We start from the raw sequence: 17,894 nt of genomic DNA, 5'->3' as shown, positions 1-17,894 counted from the left end.
TCCGAATTTACGCCTATTTAGACGGAAGTTGACAAAATTTGTTACACTGTTAATAGAAAAGGTCTTTTTAGGATTGAGTTTTTTGAACATTAATATTCGAATCCAATTCTAATTTTTTATTGATTTGAAGAAGTAAGTTGGAATAGGCTACAAGAAATTCCCGTATAGATTCCAACTTTTCTGACTTAGAAATATTTTGAAGTCTCAATAAATTATTCATAAGGAGTAATTTAGTGTTAAGAGCTAATAATCGAGCCTGTATTGGTTTAGATTTAATGTTATCTGGAATACTTGAATTCATTTCCCCGATCTGCGTTCTAATAATTTCTGATTCTTGTTTGAAAAAGTTTAAGTCACCCGATTTTAAATTTTCAATCTCTAAAATCATTGTTTGAAATGCCCCCCAATCTTCAACCGATTTTTGGCCATCAATACTCAGCCCAAACTCTAATATTTTCAGTGATTCTATGTCAGCAGCAGTTATTTCTCCTGATTTTGATTCCTGCACTTCATCAGCTTCAATATCCTGCTGCTTACTTTTTTCATTGCAAGAAATTGTAAGCAGTAAACCAAAACAAATTATAAGTAAGGATTTCATAGGGTAAATTCTTTTGCAAAAATAAGTAAATAGGAATTGAAGATAATCAGTCTAAAATTTGCATTCTTATTATTTTTGCAAAACACTAATTAAAGTTCATGTCTTCAAAAATTCTCATTATTGGTGCCTGTGGACAAATAGGCTCAGAACTTACCGCTAGATTAAGGTCGATTTATGGTATTGAAAATGTTATTGCTAGTGATATAAGCTATAATAATTCTGAAGTGGTAAACTCAGGTTTGTTTCAAATTCTAGATGCGAACAATTACACCGAAGTAAAAAAATGTGTGGACAGAAATAAAATCCATACGGTCTACTTAATGGCAGCAATGTTAAGTGCTGTAGGTGAAAAATATCCAATGAAGGCTTGGGATTTAAATATGAACACCTTGTTCCATGTACTTAATCTTGCCAAGGAGGGGTTTATTAAAAAGGTGTTTTGGCCATCGAGTATAGCCGTTTTTGGCCCAACTACCCCTAAAGAAAATACCGCCCAAAGAACCATAATGGAACCCTCAACAGTTTATGGCATAACAAAACAAGTTGGAGAAAGATGGTGCGAATACTATTTCAACAATTATAATGTTGACGTAAGAAGTTTGAGATATCCTGGTTTGATTAGTTATAAAACAAAACCAGGAGGAGGAACAACCGATTATGCTGTTGAGATTTATTATGAAGCATTAAAAACAGGGCAGTACGAATGTTTTCTATCCAAAGACACCCGCCTTCCTATGATGTATATGGATGATGCTATAGAAGGCACACTACAATTAATGGATGCACCTGCCGAAAAAATCAAAATTAGATCATCTTATAATTTAGGTGCTGTAGACTTTACTCCTGAAGAAATAGCAGCTACAATAACTGAAAACCTTCCAGATTTTAAAATTTCATACAATCCAGATTTCCGCCAGGCAATAGCAGATTCTTGGCCGCAGAGCATTGATGATTCAATTGCAAGACAAGACTGGGACTGGAAGCCAAAATTTACCCTAAAACAAATAACGGACGTGATGTTAACAAACATCAAAATCGATTAACATCATTAAACATTCGTAAGAAAACACTTATTTTTTGGTTTCCGAAAACGATTTCGAGAAAAAATTGAATAGTTTTAGGTTAATTTTTTCGTATTTACACAACAATTGCTAACATTTGTTTTCACGCTGAAAATATACTTTATAAATGTATAAACCACATTTAAAATATTCTTAATTGAGATTTTAACAATAAAAGATCTCAAAATTTAGGAATATGATAAAGTTTCTCTTATTTTCAATGCAACTTAGGCTAAAACAAACTTTTACTAACTCGAATAATTAGGCAATATGAAAAACAAGCTACTTAGAAATCTATGGCTCCCCATGGTATTGATGCTATGTGGGAGTTTTGTTTTTGCTCAGACAACTGTTTCAGGAACGGTGTCTGATGCAGCAGGCCCCCTCCCGGGGGTTAACATCATAGTTAAAGGGACCACAACTGGTACCCAATCTGACTTTGATGGAAATTATACTATTGACGTATCAGATGATGCCGTTTTGGTATTCAGCTTCCTGGGTTACCAAACTCAAGAAATTCCAGTAAATGGAAGGACTTCAATTAATGTTACTATGGCGGAAGATGCAGCGATCCTTGATGAGGTGGTGGTGATTGGTTATGGTACCCAGGCCGTGAAAGATGCCACAGGTGCTGTTGATGTTGTAAGTTCAGAAAATTTCCAAAAGGGAGTTATATCCTCCCCAGAACAATTAATCCAAGGTAAAACCGCTGGGGTACAAATAACACAAGCAAGTGGTGAACCTGGAGCAGGAGTGAATATTCGGATTAGAGGTACAGCCTCTGTACGATCTAATAATAACCCTTTATTCGTTGTTGATGGTATCCCATTGGCCGCGGATGATACTCAAGGTGCCGGAACAGATTTGGGAGGTGGGGCCACTTCTGCTAGGAATCCTCTCAACTTCCTTAATCCAAATGATATTGAAAGTATTAGTATCTTGAAAGATGCTTCCGCAACTGCAATTTATGGATCACGTGGTGCAAATGGTGTCGTTTTAATCACAACAAAATCTGGACGTAAAGGATCTACTGGAGGTAAATGGGAAGTAAATGCTAGCTTTGCAAGTGCAACTCCTGCTAATGAATTTGATCTGTTGGATAGAAATGAATATTTGGGAGCTATTGCACAATATGGCAATAACCCTGATGATCGTGATTTTGGCAACAATACCGATTGGCAAGATGTTATCACTCGACATACAATTTCTCCAATAGTGGATTTGGCTTATTCCCAAAATTATGGCTCAGGTAATGTTAGAGCTTCCTTTGGGTACCAAAATCAACAAGGTATTATGGTTAATTCTTCACAAGAAAGAATTACTGGCCGATTAAATTTCCGTCAACGTCTTTTTGATGACAAATTAAAAATAGACTTAAATGGTACTATTTCTCGAGTTAATGATGAAACCCCTTTTATAGGTAATACAGCACCCGCACAGGGAGATTTGATTGCAGCAGCCTATTTTGCAAACCCAACTTGGCCAAATGACCCAACATTTGATCCCGGAGGTGCAGAATTAAATCCTGCGAACTTATTAGAATCCTACCGAGATGTGGCGGATACCGATAGAATTTTAGTTAATGGATCCGTTGAATATAGTATCCTACCAAATTTAACTGCTAAAATTGCTTTGGGTTATGATGAATCTAAAGGCAATCGCTACCAAACATTAAACGCAGCTACGGTAGGTATTAACAATGGAGTTCCCGGATTTGGAAAAGGAGCTTATAGTGTTGTAAATACAAAAAATGAACTTTTAGATGCAACATTAAATTATACCAAGGAATTCGAAAATTCTAATCTTGAAATATTAGTTGGATATTCTTATCAAAGTTTTCAACGCTATGGAAATACTTCAGTTGGATTTGGGTTTAGTTCCTCAAGTCATTCGCGTATGCAAGATCAAATCAATGCAACAAGAAGTAGGGTCCTAGGGGCTGTAAGCGGAGATTTTCAACAAGCAATGTATGCTCCAAATTTATCAGGGTTAGCAGTTAATAGGCTTTTTGCAGATTCTCAAACCGGTTTAAGTGTTCCGAATGGCGCAAGCTTAACATCATTTACTTATGATCGTTTTGACTACACAGACGAATTGCAATCGTACTTTACAAGAGCTAATTATACAATCGCCAATAAATATTTATTTACAGCTACTTTAAGAGTGGATGGTTCAACAAGATTTGGACCAAATGATAAATATGGTTGGTTTCCATCTGCAGCATTTGCTTGGAAAATGCATGAAGAAGATTTTATAGGGGAGAGTGTTTCAACCTTAAAATTAAGGCTCGGTTTTGGGATTACAGGATCTCAAGACGGTCTTGGATATGGAAATTATCTGTTTAGACAACGCTACGCAGCACCCGGAATTCAGAACAGCGGAAACGTTGATGTTCCTGGATTAGCTATTCAATCATACCCAGATGCAGATCTTAAATGGGAAGAAACAACCCAATACAATTTTGGTATTGATTATGGATTTGGAAATGATCGATTAAGTGGTTCCCTTGATCTTTATTATAAAAGCACGGCAGATTTATTGTTAAAATCCGCAACTGCTGCACCTTCACCACAGGATTTTAACTTTTCCAACATCGATGCCAGTGTTATAAATTATGGAGCAGAATTTTCAATAAATTACGATGTAATTCAACAGGAAGATCTTTTCTGGACTGCAGGATTTAATATTTCATACAACAAAAATGAGGTTCAAGACTTCCAGGGACAGATAAACACTGGAGATATTAACGGAAATGGTTTAACTGGAGCATTTGCACAGGTTTTAACAGATGGTGAACCTCTATTTTCGTATTTCCTAAGAGAATTTGGCGGTTTTGATAGTAATGGTATTAGTATTTATCCTAACGGAGATGTTCAAGAATTGGTAGGGAAATCTGCTCTCCCAAAAGTAAATGCTGGTTTTAATACTACGTTAACTTATAAACGATGGAGTCTTGATGCTTTCCTTACAGGACAATTTGGGCAATATATTTACAACAATTCGGCTAACGCATTCTTTACTGCAGGTATTATTAATGGAGGTAAAAACGTAACCAAAGATGTATTAACTAATGGTGAATCACCGGCAAACGCTCCGGATGTATCCACTAGATTTTTAGAAAAAGGTGACTTTATTCGTATGCAAACACTAAGTTTAGCCTACCAAGTTCCTGTCGAAGACAGTGTATTTGATAGCTTTAGAATATCCTTAACTGGCCAAAATTTATTTGTAATTACGGATTATTCTGGTTTAGATCCAGAGGTTAACGTAAGTAAGCCTTTGAATGATCTTCCATCTTTGGGAATTGATTATACGAGTTTTCCGAGACCAAGAACGATAACCTTAGGGCTAAGCGCAACTTTTTAAAAAAATTGAAAAATGAAGAGAATAAAATTTATTAAACACGTAACATTTGTGCTTCTAACAATTTTCTTTGCTAGTTGCTCAGATTTAGAAATTGAAGAGACGGATTCCATTTTCAGTGAACAATCTGGAGATTTTTCTGGAGTGGATGCTGCGGGAGTTTTAAATACAGTGTATAACGACCTCAGAGGACAAATTGAAAATCAAGCGGACTTATATGCCTTACTTGAAGTCAGTACCGATGAATTTCTTGTAGCTACAAGGGGAACTGACTGGGGAGATAACGGAGTTTGGAGAACATTACATTCTCATACATGGAATGCAAACCATTCTTATGTTAATGCCACATGGAATAACATGAATAAAAATGTTTTCAATACCACCGCTATAATTGACAGCAGGAGTAATCCAACCTCACAACAGGAAGGAGAAGCACGATTCTTAAGGGCTTACAGTATGTACCAAATAATGGATCTTTTTGGTCAACAGCCATTCCGTAATGTTGATGATGCAATTGATGCAACTCCAATGGTGATGAGCAGAACTGAGTCTTTGAATTTTATAATTGATGATTTAAATCAAGCCATTAATTTATTGCCTTCAGCTCCAGCGGGAGGATCCAATAAAGCAACCAAAGAAGGAGCCCAATTTTTATTGGCTAAAATTTTACTTAATAAGCATGTCTATAACGGATCTGGAAGCCCAGACAATGCAGATATGCAACAAGTGGTTAATTTAGTTGATGCTATTCACGCGGCTGGCTTTGACTTGCAATCTGGATACTTTGACCTATTTACAGATGCCGTTGATTCTGAAACCATTTATTTCACTACTTCTAGTGCAGGAAACTTAATATGGAATGGTTTGCACTATAACCAAATTACTCCAGATAATACTGGTGGTGGATGGAATGGCTGGACTACCATTGCTGAATTTTATGATAAATTCGAAGGGAGTGCAAATTCTAACTATATAGGAGATGGCCAAGAAGAAAGAAGAGGTTATGTTCCTAAAGACGGATCTCACTATGGGATTGGTTACGGGTTTTTAATTGGCCAACAATATGACGCTTCTGGTGCCGAATTAAAAGATAGACCAGGAAACCCTTTAATCTTTACGAAGGAATTACCTGGACTTTTAGGAAATGATGAAAGGACGGGAATTAGGGTCATAAAGTATCATCCAGAAAATGGGGCCTATGCAGGCCATAGGATTCTTTTTAGATATTCAGATGCCCATTTGATGAAAGCAGAGGCTATGATGCGCATGGGAGGTGATCCAACCGCATTGGTAAATGAATTAAGATCTATTAGAGGTGCATCACCTTTAGGAAGCGTTGGAGAACAACAATTATTAGATGAGAGAGGAAGAGAACTTTATGCTGAAGGTTGGCGACGTAACGATTTGATCCGTTTTGGTCAATTTACAAATCCATGGTCTTACAAAGAAGTGGATGGGGATGATACAAAGAATTTGTATCCGATACCAACAGCTGCTCTAACCACTAATCCTAATTTGGTTCAAAATCCAGGATATTAATTAATAGGCTTAAATTATAAAAACAGGTTATCCAATGGATAGCCTGTTTTTATTCCATATATTTCCATTTACTCTAATTAGGAATTATTCCTTCCGTGATCAAAAAAGCTTTCTATATTATCATTGCCATTAGTATATTCGGCTGTGAATCTGAAAAACAATCAAAGTCAGACATAAAACTTTTTAGCCTTCTCCCCTCCTCAGAAACCAAAATAGATTTTAAAAATACGCTTAAGAGCAAGGCGGAATTTAACATTTTAAATTATCTCTATTTCTATAATGGTGGCGGTGTAGCTGCTGGTGATTTCAACAATGATGGCCTAATAGATTTATACTTTACTGCAAACCAAACAGAAGACAAACTATATCTTAACAAAGGATTTTTTTCCTTTGATGATATAACCAATTTGGCAGGAATTAGTAATAGTTCTGGGTGGACAACTGGGGTAACGACAGTGGATATAAATAATGATGGGTTGTTAGATATCTACATATCCAAACTGGGAAATTATAAACAGTTTAAGGAAGACCATAATTTGTTATTTGTCAATCAAGGAAATGATGAAAAAGGAATACCTCATTTCAATGAACTCTCTAAAGAATATGGCCTTGACTTATCTACGCTATCTACACAAGCTGGTTTTTTAGATTACGATAGAGATGGTGATCTTGATTTATTTTTATTAACTCACTCCGTCCATCCTAACAGAACCTACGGTAAAGGTAGTAAACGCAAATTGGGCGATTCTCAATTTGGCGATAGGTTAATGGAGAACATAAATGGCAAATTCATAGATAAAAGTGAAGAGGCTGGCATTTATCAAAGTATTATAGGCTACGGGCTGGGACTAGGATTTGGTGACATTAATAATGACGATTTTCCTGATATCTATGTCGGCAACGACTTTTTTGAAAATGACTATCTCTATATAAACAATAAGAATGGGAGTTTTAAAGAGATTATCCATACAAGCAATAATCCTTTAGGACACACTACCCACTTTTCTATGGGTAATGATTTAGGTGATATAAATAATGACGGACAAATTGATATTATATCAATGGATATGCTTCCTGAAGATTTAACCACCTACAAAACTTCTGCTCAAGAGTATAACTATCAAATTTACCAAGGTTATTTAAAAAACGGTTATTCTCCACAGTATATGCAGAACTCTTTAAATCTAAATAGAGGTGATGGCAATTTCAGTGAAATTGCATTTCAAAGTGGTATAGCCGCTACGGAATGGTCATGGAGCCCACTTATTGCCGATTTTGACAATGATGGTTGGAACGATATTCATATTACTAATGGCATTTTCGGCGCAACAAATGATATGGATTTTATAAAATTCATTTCTAACGATGCCATTCAAAATAGGATAAATAAGGGCATGACGGAAGAGGACTTAAAATTGATAGAAAAACTTCCAAAGAAAAAAACTAAAAACTACTTCTACAGAAATTTAAAAAATGCTCTTTTTGAAAATAGCACAGACCATTGGGCTTCTTTACCAGATTCATACAGCAATGGTAGTATTTATGTTGATTTAGATAACGATGGGGATTTAGATGTGGTTGTAAATAATGTTAATGAAGAGGCCTTTGTCCTTAAAAACAATTCTAACCAACTTAATAAAAACAATTATATAACTATTGACTTTGAAGGTTCTGGGAATAATACTTTGGGAATTGGGTGTAAAGTTGAATTATTCACAAATAATCTACATTGGATTAAGGAAAACTACCTTAGCCGAGGTTATCTTTCTGCAGTAGCCCCGTCTTTACATTTCGGGATTGGTAATCATACAGAAATCGACAGTTTACTCGTCACTTGGTCGGATGGAAACTATCAGGTTTTAAAAAATATTCCGGCTAACCAAAACCTAACTCTGAGTTATAACAATAATCAAGGAGCTAAAAAACCAAGGTCTATTTATAATGAGCCTTTATTGAATAAATCTGAAATAACGTTACCCTATTCTCATAGTGAAAAAACAACGATCGATTTTAATCGCGACCCTTTGATACCAATGGTAAATTCAAATGAAGGGCCGAATGTTACAGTTTCGGATTATAATAATGATGGATTGGAAGACATTTTCATTACAGGAGCCAAAGGTCAACCCTCTGCCCTACTTGAACAAACCGCACAAGGCTTTAAAAATGTTCATGAAAATGCATTTTCAGAATTTAGACTCCATGAAGACATAGATGCGGTTTTTTCAGATTTAGACAATGATGGTTTCAAGGATTTAATAGTTGTAAGTGGGGGAAATGAATTTTCTGATGGAATCCCTTTACAGCCCAGATTATATTGGAATAAAAATGGAAATCTACTTTTTGATTCGAGCTTGTTTAAAAACCAATCGATGAATGCCTCATCTATTAAAGTCTGTGATTTTAATAGTGATGGATATCAAGACATTTTTATATCCTGCGATGCAATAGATTTAACTTACGGCAAGTCTCCAAGACAATACATTTTTCAAAATATAGAAGGGAAAAAATTGGTGGATGTCACAAAAGAAATAGCACCAGAATTAATTACAATAGGAAATGTAAAAGACCAATTGTTTGCTGATGTAAATAATGATGGATTGGTGGATTTAATTGTTGTTGGTCATTGGATGCCCGTTTCAGTATTCTTATTTGATGGAAAAACATTTATGCTTTCATCCAAAAATGGATTAGAAAATACAAATGGTTGGTGGAATAGTATTGAAGTCTTGGATATTGACCTTGATGGAGATTTGGATTTGGCCGTAGGTAATTGGGGGTTAAATTCACTCCTTAAAGCCTCAATTGAATTTCCTATCACCCTATATTCTTATGATTTTGACAATAATGGAAAAGTAGACCCACTTGTGAGTTACTTTTTTAATGGGGAGGAAACCTTATTTGCATCAAAAGAAGACCTCTCCAAAAGCTTACCTTATACCAATAAGGAATATCTCACCTATTCAGACTATGCCGACGCAACTATAGAAAGTATATTAGGAAGTGACAAAATCAAAAAATCAAAAAAGAAAAAGGTATACGAATTGGGTAGCTGTATTTTTAAAAATGATGGTGATGGGCATTTTTCAAAAGAATTGCTGCCCTTGCAAGCACAAATTTCATCAATTAATGACATTTTATCTTACGATTTCAATAAGGACGGTTACTTAGATCTTTTTTTAACAGGCAATAATTATGAAATCAGCACCCAATTGGGTAGATTAGACGCTTCTAAAGGCGAACTATTAATAAACAACCAAAAGACTGGTTTTGAATCGGTCTCTAATACTGGTTTTTTCATTCAAGGTGCTGGCCGCTCGTTGAATCTTATCACCGTAAAAAACAAACCATTAATGATTGTGGGCAGGAATAATGAAAAACCATTATTGTTAAACATTGCATTGCCAAAAAAATGAGTAAAACGTTCACCAGTTTAGTCTTTTGCTTATTGGTTTTAGTGATATTTTCATGCAAAAAGGAAAGAGCCAAATCCATTGAAGATATAAATTTTGAACCTACCCTATTTACCCTACTATCCTCGGCAGAAACGGGAATTGATTTTTTGAATCGGGTAGAAAATCAAAAAGACTTTAATATTTTCAAATACCGTAATTTTTATAATGGAGGGGGTGTGGCTATAGGAGACATTAACAATGATGGGTTGGCTGATATTTTCTTTACAGCCAACATGACCTCCAATAAACTTTATCTAAATAAGGGGGACTTTCAATTTGAGGATATTACAGACAAAGCAGGGGTAGGCGGTCAAAAACCTTGGTCTACCGGAGTAAATATGGTGGATATAAATAATGATGGCCTGCTAGACATTTATGTTAGTAACGCTGGCAAAATGGAAGGGAATAATCATGATAACGATCTGTTTATTAATAATGGAGATTTAACCTTTACAGAAAGTGCAGAAACATATAATTTAGCTGATTCAGGGTTTACCATACAGACAGTTTTTTTTGATTACGATAAAGATGGGGATTTAGATGCCTACATCCTAAACAATAGTAATGTACCTGTTAATGGATTGGGATATATGGAACAAAGAGATGTTAGAGCAGAAGATTGGCTTAATGTTCCAAAAGTTTTGAGTGGGCAAGGTGATAAATTAATGAAAAATGAAGATGGAAAATTCACTGATGTCAGCGAAGAAGCTGGTATTTATGGAAGTTTAATTGGTTTTGGATTAGGTGTTCAAATCGGAGATGTCAATAACGATCTCTATCCCGATATATATGTTACAAATGATTTTTATGAGAGAGATTATTTATACATAAATAATCAGGACGGAACCTTCACTGAATCAATCAGGGATTACACTTCACATTTGTCACTTTCGGCAATGGGAGTAGATATTGCAGATATAAATAACGATTCACATCTTGACATTTTTGTTACAGAGATGCTACCAAAGGAAAGCGTAAGGGTTAAATCGGTAATGGAGTTTGAGGGCTACAATGTTTTTAAGTTAAAACAATCCAAGGATTTTTACCAACAGTACATTCAAAACACGCTACAATTAAACAATGGTAATAATAGTTTTTCTGAAATAGCCTATTTCAGTGGAGTTGATGCAACTGATTGGAGTTGGTCTGCACTTATGTTTGATATGGACAATGATGGGTTTAAGGACATTTTCGTTACAAATGGCATTAATCATGACCTTACAGATCTTGATTTTATTGAATTCTTTGCTGATGAAATCATCCAAGAAATGGCCCTAACTGGAAAGAAAGAAGCTATAGATTCCATAATAGACAAAATGCCTATTTATCCATTACCCAACTATGCTTATCACAACAAAAGGAACTTAACGTTTAACGATGTCTCTATGCAATGGGGATTTAGCAAACCAAGTTTTTCAAATGGTGCCGCATATGGAGATCTTGACAATGACGGCGACTTAGATTTGGTAATTAACAACGTAAATATGGAGGCATTTGTTTATAGAAACAACACCTCAGAAACTTCGGAAAATAATTTCGTCAAATTAAAATTTCAAGGTGCAAATGGCAATAAGTTTGCCATAGGAACTAAAGCTTACCTCTATTTCGGAAATCAGATAATTATGCAAGAATTGATCCCTTCAAGAGGTTTTCAATCTTCTATGGAATATCCGATGACCGTTGGATTAGGATCTGCGAATAAAATTGATTCGATCCGCGTTGTTTGGCCGAATGATTTAACAACCAAACTTGTCAATATATCTGCTAATCAAACAGTACAATTAAACCAATCTGAGGCAACAGAACCTTACAAAGTTTCCCAAAATAACAAGTTTCTCCTCCAAACCTTACTTACCCAATTGGACGAACAAAATCTAAACTCCCATAATGAAAACAGTTATAATGATTTTGATTACGAAGGGTTATTAAATGTTTTGGTTTCCCAGGAAGGACCTTCATTGGCAATAGGAGACTTAAACAATGACGGAAATGAGGATATATTTGTAGGAGGAGCCAAAAATTCCCAAGGTATTATCTATTTACATGCTGGAAACGGAAAACTTAATCCTGTTAAACAAAATTGTTTTTTGGAAGATGCTGAATTTGAAGACACATCTTCAGCATTCTTTGATGCCGACAATGATGGCGATTTAGACTTAATCGTAGGTTCTGGGGGAAATGAAGTAGGGAATTCTAACTTCATGAAAAACCGTTTATATATAAACGATGGAAACGGAAATTTCATAAAATCGGAAATCCAATTACCCTCTAACAACAGCAATGTTTCCGTAATTGCTACAGAAGATGCAGATGGAGACGGGGATATCGATCTTTTTATTGGAAGTAGAAGTGTTGTTGGAGTATACGGTATTAATCCTCAGCATTTATATTTAGAAAATATAGGTAACGGTACCTTTAAAAATTCCACTGAGCGATTTGCTTATGATATAAAAAACTCAGGCATGATAACTGATGCAAAATGGCTCGACATAGATGGTGATGGAAAAAATGAACTAATTACAGTATCTGATTGGGGAAGCCCTCAAATTTTCAAAAACAATGGAAGGCGCCTAAGCAAACAGAATTCAGAACTGGACAGCTTAACTGGATGGTGGAATACAATAAACTTTGCAGATTTCGATAATGATGGAGATTTAGATCTAGTAATAGGAAACCAAGGGAAAAATATTCACTACAAACCATCAATTGAATCTCCAATGAGGTTATGGATCAATGACTTCGATAATAACGGTACCATTGAACAAATTATGACCCAATTTGAAAACCAAAAGGATTATCCCCTACACCAAAAAAAAGACATTGTTGGTCAAATTGTTTCACTTAAAAAACAAAACCTCAAGGCGTCCGAGTATTCAACGAAAAGTATACGAGAATTATTCCCTGAGGAAATAATTTCAAATACAATTGTTAAAGAGGTTAAATATTCTGAATCTATCATAGCAATTAACAATGGTAATGGAAAGTTTACTGTAAAAGAACTACCTGCAAAGGTTCAATTGTCTTGCGTCTGTGGTATTAACTGCACCGATATTAATGACGATGGCAACATTGATCTAATTATGGGAGGAAATAATTATGAATATCGTCCTCAATTTTCTAGACTTGATGCTAGTTATGGACATGTTCTTTTAGGAGATGGAAATAATAATTTTGAGTGGCAACCTTACGAACAAAGTGGATTTTTTATTAAAGGTGAAGTAAAACATCTAGACAAAATCCGAGATAAGCACGGAAACAGTTACATATTCACCGCCTTAAATGATGACAAACCCAAGGTGTTTAAAATCAATGAATAAGACCTTAATGTATTTTTTAGTAGTCTCGATTATTTTTTCATGCTCAGAAAAAGAAGGTTCCTTATTCAAAAGTATTAAGGCTAATGATTCTGGTTTAGATTTTAATAACACTCTAAAGGAAACAGATGAACTTAATATATTAGACTACTTGTATTTTTATAACGGTGGTGGGGTTGCTATTGGTGATATAAATAATGATGGCTTGCCAGATATTTACGTCTCTTCTAATCAAAATAAAAACAAACTTTATCTAAATAAGGGGAATTTAAATTTTGAAGATATTACTTCAATTGCAGGAGTGGCCGGTAACAGCAGCTGGAATACAGGAGTTTCAATGGCCGACATTAATGCGGATGGATTATTGGATATTTATGTAAATGCAGTAGTTGGGATTAACGGATTTAAAGGACATAATGAATTATTCATCAACAATGGGGACCTAACTTTCAGTGAAAAATCCTCAGATTACGGATTAGACCTTGATAGCTTTGCCTCTTCTTCAGCATTTCTGGATTATGACTTAGACGGCGATCTAGATATATTTATTTTAAACCATGCAATCCATACTCAAGAGTCATTCGGCAAGGCTGCAATTCGCACCCAACGCAATTATGAAACTGGTGACCGTCTTATGCGGAACGATAACGGAAAATTTATCGATGTTAGTGAGGAGGCAGGAATATATGGCGGTGTAAATGGTTATGGTTTAGGAATAGCGGTTTCAGACTTTAATAAAGATGGTTACCCAGATATTTACGTAGGCAATGATTTTCATGAAGATGATTATTATTACATCAACCAAAAAGATGGAACTTTTAAGGAATCCCTGAAGGAAAATTTTGGGCATATTTCTAGGTTTTCAATGGGCAACGACGTAGCGGATATTAACCATGATGGTTGGCCAGACCTTATTTCCCTTGATATGTTAGCAGAGGATGAAAAGGTATTAAAGACTTCAGAAGGAGATGACAGTTTTCAAACTTTGAAAATGCGCACTGAAGATTATGGTTATCATTACCAATATACCCGCAATATGCTTTTTGTAAATGAAAAAGGCAGTGGATATGCTGAAACCGCCCTTTTAAGTGGTCTGGCGGCAACGGATTGGAGTTGGAGTGTTTTAATTGAAGACTTTAATCTTGACGGAAACCAAGATGTTTTTATTTCCAATGGAATTCCTAAGCGACCCAATGATTTAGATTTTATCAAATTCGTTTCAAGCGAAAAAATTAAAAATAAAATTAACGAGACCAAATTGGTGGATCAAGAAGCTTTTGATCTTATGCCTACAGGCAAAGCTGTTAATTATGTCTTTGAGGGTAAAAAAGATTTGATGTTTAAAAATCAAACTGGAAATTGGATTGTAGCAGATTCCCTAATCTCTGGTGCCACTGCTTTAGGAGATCTGGATAATGATGGGGACTTAGATTTAATAATAAATAATATCAATAGCCCTCTAACGTTACTTGAAAATAAAGGCAGCTCATTTAATAATTTTTTGAAAATTAAATTTTCATATTCTCAACAAAACCCATTTGGTATAGGTACAAAGGCTGTTTCCTATCACAACGGCATTAAACAATATAAGGAATTATATACCGTAAGAGGATTTCAATCTAGTTCTGAACCTACTTTGTATTTCGGATATGGCAAAGAAGAAAGGGTTGATTCATTAATAGTTATTTGGCCAGATTTTACAAGTCAAAAGCTGGAAAATATTGAAACCAAACAAACTTTATCAATTGCCCCTCAAAACAATAAACCATATAAATATTTTGCCACTACAAACAAACTGTTTGAAAAGGTAAATGATAATTTAGGAATTAATTTTGCTCACGAAGAGGATGGTTATATTGATTTCAATCGTCAAAAATTAATACCTTTTGAAAAATCAGATGCTGGACCAGCTGTTGCTATAGGAGATTTAAATTCGGACGGCAATACTGACATTTTCTTTGGTAGTTCCAAATTCAAAAAGTCTGTTTTATTTTTAGGAAATTCAGAAGGTTTTATAAAAGATTCAATTAACTCAATGGTTACCGATTCAATAACTGAACAAGTTTCCGCTGCAGTGATTGATTTGGATAATGACGGCATCAATGAATTATTCCTAGGTAATGGAGGAGCAGATTTCTACGGCAAAAATGCCCCACTGTTAGATGCAATTTCGAAATTTGAGAACGGAAAATTGATTGAAAAAACAATTCCGGATTTATATAATAATGCATCAATAATAGCACCATATGATTTTGACGGTGACGGAGATTTGGATGTTTTCGTAGGAAATTCAATTATTACAGGTAATTATGGAAAATCACCGGATTCTTATTTATTGATAAATGAAAATGGAGAGTTGGCAATTTCAGATTTAGTCCCCAAATCTATGGGCTTGGTTAATCATGCCATTTGGAGTGATATTGATGGTGATAATTTAAAAGATTTAATAGTTGTTGGAGAATGGTTCTCGCCAAGGTTTTTTATAAACGAAAAGGATTCTTTTAAAGAGATCACACCAATAAAAAAACCATTAAATGGTTTATGGCAGCAAATCTTGGAATTTGATTTTGACCATGACGGTGATAATGATTATTTATTAGGAAATTGGGGCTTGAATTCAAAATTTAAAGCTTCTATTAAATATCCGCTTAGAATGTATTATGGTGATTTCGATAACAATGGTCAAACAGAAACTATCCTAGCCAATTATAAAAATGATGGTTACTATCCCATATTAAGTTTGGATGAATTATCTAGCCAAATGGTATTCTTAAAAAAGAAGTTCAATTCCTATAAGTCCTTCGCTGGCAAAAAGATGGAAGATATTTTTGAAGATGAAAGATTAGAAAATGCGGAAATATTTGAGGTGAATATTTTAGCCTCAGGTTATCTGGAAAATAATAACGGTGAATTCAGTTTCCACCCTTTTGCAAACCAACTTCAAATTTCGCCAATCAAAGCATTTGTTGACTTTGATTTTGATAGGGATGGAAAAAAGGATGTTTTAGCCGCCGGGAATTATTTTGGTGTTACACCATATCACGGTAGGTTTGATTCATTCTCGGGAGCCCTAATAAATTCGAATGGAAAAGTGGTTAACACTTCAGAAATTGGACTTAATTTAAAGGGCAAATCGGTTCGGCATTTAAACATTTTAAATAAAAATGGAATTAATTATTTATTGGTTACAACTAACAATGATAAAGCGGAAGTTTATAAAATACTAGATTAAATTATGAAAGCGATAAAACTAATTACAACACTTATAGGTCTCCTGTTTCTTTTTAATTGCGGTAAATCTGAGCCCATTGAAATAAGCAGAGAAATGTATCAAGCCTCGGTGGATAAGGTCACCGATATAATGGTTCACGATATTTTCTCACCTCCGGTAGCAAGTAGGATTTATGTTTATCCAAATATTACTGCATACGAAATAATGGCCGTTCATTCAGATTCTTTCAATTCATTTTATGGACAGATCAAAGATTTTCCAAAAATCCAAAAAGCCACAGATCCGAATGTAAATTATGATATGGCGGCACTTATTGCCCATATGGAGGTTAGTAAACGTCTTATATTTTCGGAACAAATGATGGAAGAATTCCGAGATAGTCTTTACAATATTTGGGAGAAGAAAAACCCTAAAAGCCTAGAAGCCTCAATAATTTATGGTTTGCAAGTGGCGGATGAAATTGCTTCTTGGATTGATCAAGATATGTATAAGCAAACCCGTACAATGCCCAAATTTACAGTTAACACTGAAGAAGTTTCCCGGTGGCAGCCAACCCCACCTGCTTATATGGATGGTATTGAGCCTGCCTGGAATAAAATACGAACCTTAGCTATGGAATCTCCAGATCAATTTAGACCTGAGGAACACCCAGAATTTTCATTAGAAGAGGAGAGTCAATTCTATCAAGAACTCCAAGAGGTATACGAAATTGGAAACTCTATTAGAGGAGGTGGAGATGAATCAGAGCAAATGGAAATCGCCCGATTTTGGGATTGCAATCCTTACGTATCCGTAAATCGTGGTCATTTAATGTTCGCCAAAAAGAAAATTACCCCCGGAGCCCATTGGATTGGGATAACCGAAATTGCATGTAGGCAAAGTGATTATAATTTTGAAGAGACACTGTACGCGTATACCAAAACTTCTATCGCTTTATTTGATGGATTTATTAGCTGTTGGGATGAAAAATACAGGAGTAATTTGGTTCGTCCTGAGACCTTAATCAACAATTTTATTGATGATCAATGGGAGCCTATTTTACAAACACCTCCTTTCCCCGAATATCCAAGTGGACATTCCGTTGTTTCAGGTGCCGCTTCAACGGTCCTAACCTCCATTTTTGGCGACAACTATAAATTTCATGATGATACAGAAGAACCATATGGGCTTCCTGCAAGAGATTTTACGTCTTTTAACGCTGCTGCCGATGAAGCTGCAATGAGCAGGTTGTACGGAGGCATTCACTATATGGCAGCTTGTAAAAATGGTCTTGTACAGGGCAGAAAAGTGGGTGATTTAGTTGTAAACAAATTTAAAATGAAGAATTTTTAA

The 17,894-nt window shown here is 35.1% G+C and carries 8 protein-coding genes; 7 read left to right on the top strand and 1 reads right to left on the bottom strand.

Going from position 1 to position 17,894, the window contains the following annotated elements; genetic code table 11:
* Window positions 1–67: 67 nt before the first annotated feature.
* Window positions 68–598 carry a hypothetical protein gene (locus ISU00_RS07450; RefSeq protein WP_228853426.1) on the bottom strand — a complete coding sequence of 177 codons (531 nt, stop codon included), beginning with the start codon at window positions 596–598 and terminating at the stop codon, window positions 68–70.
* Between the two features lie 98 nt (window positions 599–696).
* On the opposite strand from ISU00_RS07450, the gene ISU00_RS07445 reads away from it, so the two are divergent.
* From ISU00_RS07445 to ISU00_RS07415, 7 genes are all read left to right on the top strand, one after another.
* Window positions 697–1,641, top strand: coding sequence for an NAD-dependent epimerase/dehydratase family protein (locus tag ISU00_RS07445; RefSeq protein ID WP_228853425.1), 945 nt, complete (start codon window positions 697–699; stop codon window positions 1,639–1,641).
* Between the two features lie 288 nt (window positions 1,642–1,929).
* Window positions 1,930–5,025: a SusC/RagA family TonB-linked outer membrane protein gene (locus ISU00_RS07440; RefSeq protein WP_228853424.1), complete on the top strand. Its 3,096-nt coding sequence runs from the start codon at window positions 1,930–1,932 to the stop codon at window positions 5,023–5,025.
* 12 nt (window positions 5,026–5,037) lie between these two features.
* A complete protein-coding gene (locus ISU00_RS07435; protein ID WP_228853423.1) occupies window positions 5,038–6,561 on the top strand; it encodes a RagB/SusD family nutrient uptake outer membrane protein in 1,524 nt (507 codons plus the stop codon).
* A gap of 95 nt (window positions 6,562–6,656) precedes the next feature.
* Window positions 6,657–9,977 carry a VCBS repeat-containing protein gene (locus ISU00_RS07430; protein ID WP_228853422.1) on the top strand — a complete coding sequence of 1,107 codons (3,321 nt, stop codon included), beginning with the start codon at window positions 6,657–6,659 and terminating at the stop codon, window positions 9,975–9,977.
* Window positions 9,974–13,333, top strand: a complete 3,360-nt coding sequence (locus ISU00_RS07425) for a VCBS repeat-containing protein (protein WP_228853421.1) — start codon at window positions 9,974–9,976, stop codon at window positions 13,331–13,333. The genes ISU00_RS07430 and ISU00_RS07425 overlap by 4 nt, the downstream gene beginning before the upstream one ends.
* The gene (locus ISU00_RS07420) at window positions 13,326–16,562 is read left to right on the top strand and encodes a VCBS repeat-containing protein (RefSeq protein ID WP_228853420.1); all 3,237 of its coding nucleotides are present in this window, start codon (window positions 13,326–13,328) and stop codon (window positions 16,560–16,562) included. The genes ISU00_RS07425 and ISU00_RS07420 overlap by 8 nt, the downstream gene beginning before the upstream one ends.
* 3 nt (window positions 16,563–16,565) lie before the next feature.
* Window positions 16,566–17,894, top strand: a complete 1,329-nt coding sequence (locus ISU00_RS07415) for a vanadium-dependent haloperoxidase (protein WP_228853419.1) — start codon at window positions 16,566–16,568, stop codon at window positions 17,892–17,894.

It is taken from the genome of Aegicerativicinus sediminis, from assembly GCF_015476115.1.
Classification (GTDB): Bacteria; Bacteroidota; Bacteroidia; order Flavobacteriales; family Flavobacteriaceae; genus Aegicerativicinus; species Aegicerativicinus sediminis.
The sequence above is the reverse complement of the archived record's forward strand: the minus strand, read 5'-3'. Positions and strand labels throughout refer to the sequence as shown.

What these genes read in the sequence shown, in the direction of transcription:
- ISU00_RS07450 (WP_228853426.1), bottom strand. Translation starts at nt 598, where the DNA reads ATGAAATCCTTACTTATAATTTGTTTTGGTTTACTGCTTACAATTTCT.
- ISU00_RS07445 (WP_228853425.1), top strand. Translation starts at nt 697, where the DNA reads ATGTCTTCAAAAATTCTCATTATTGGTGCCTGTGGACAAATAGGCTCA.
- ISU00_RS07440 (WP_228853424.1), top strand. Translation starts at nt 1,930, where the DNA reads ATGAAAAACAAGCTACTTAGAAATCTATGGCTCCCCATGGTATTGATG.
- ISU00_RS07435 (WP_228853423.1), top strand. Translation starts at nt 5,038, where the DNA reads ATGAAGAGAATAAAATTTATTAAACACGTAACATTTGTGCTTCTAACA.
- ISU00_RS07425 (WP_228853421.1), top strand. Translation starts at nt 9,974, where the DNA reads ATGAGTAAAACGTTCACCAGTTTAGTCTTTTGCTTATTGGTTTTAGTG.
- ISU00_RS07420 (WP_228853420.1), top strand. Translation starts at nt 13,326, where the DNA reads ATGAATAAGACCTTAATGTATTTTTTAGTAGTCTCGATTATTTTTTCA.
- ISU00_RS07415 (WP_228853419.1), top strand. Translation starts at nt 16,566, where the DNA reads ATGAAAGCGATAAAACTAATTACAACACTTATAGGTCTCCTGTTTCTT.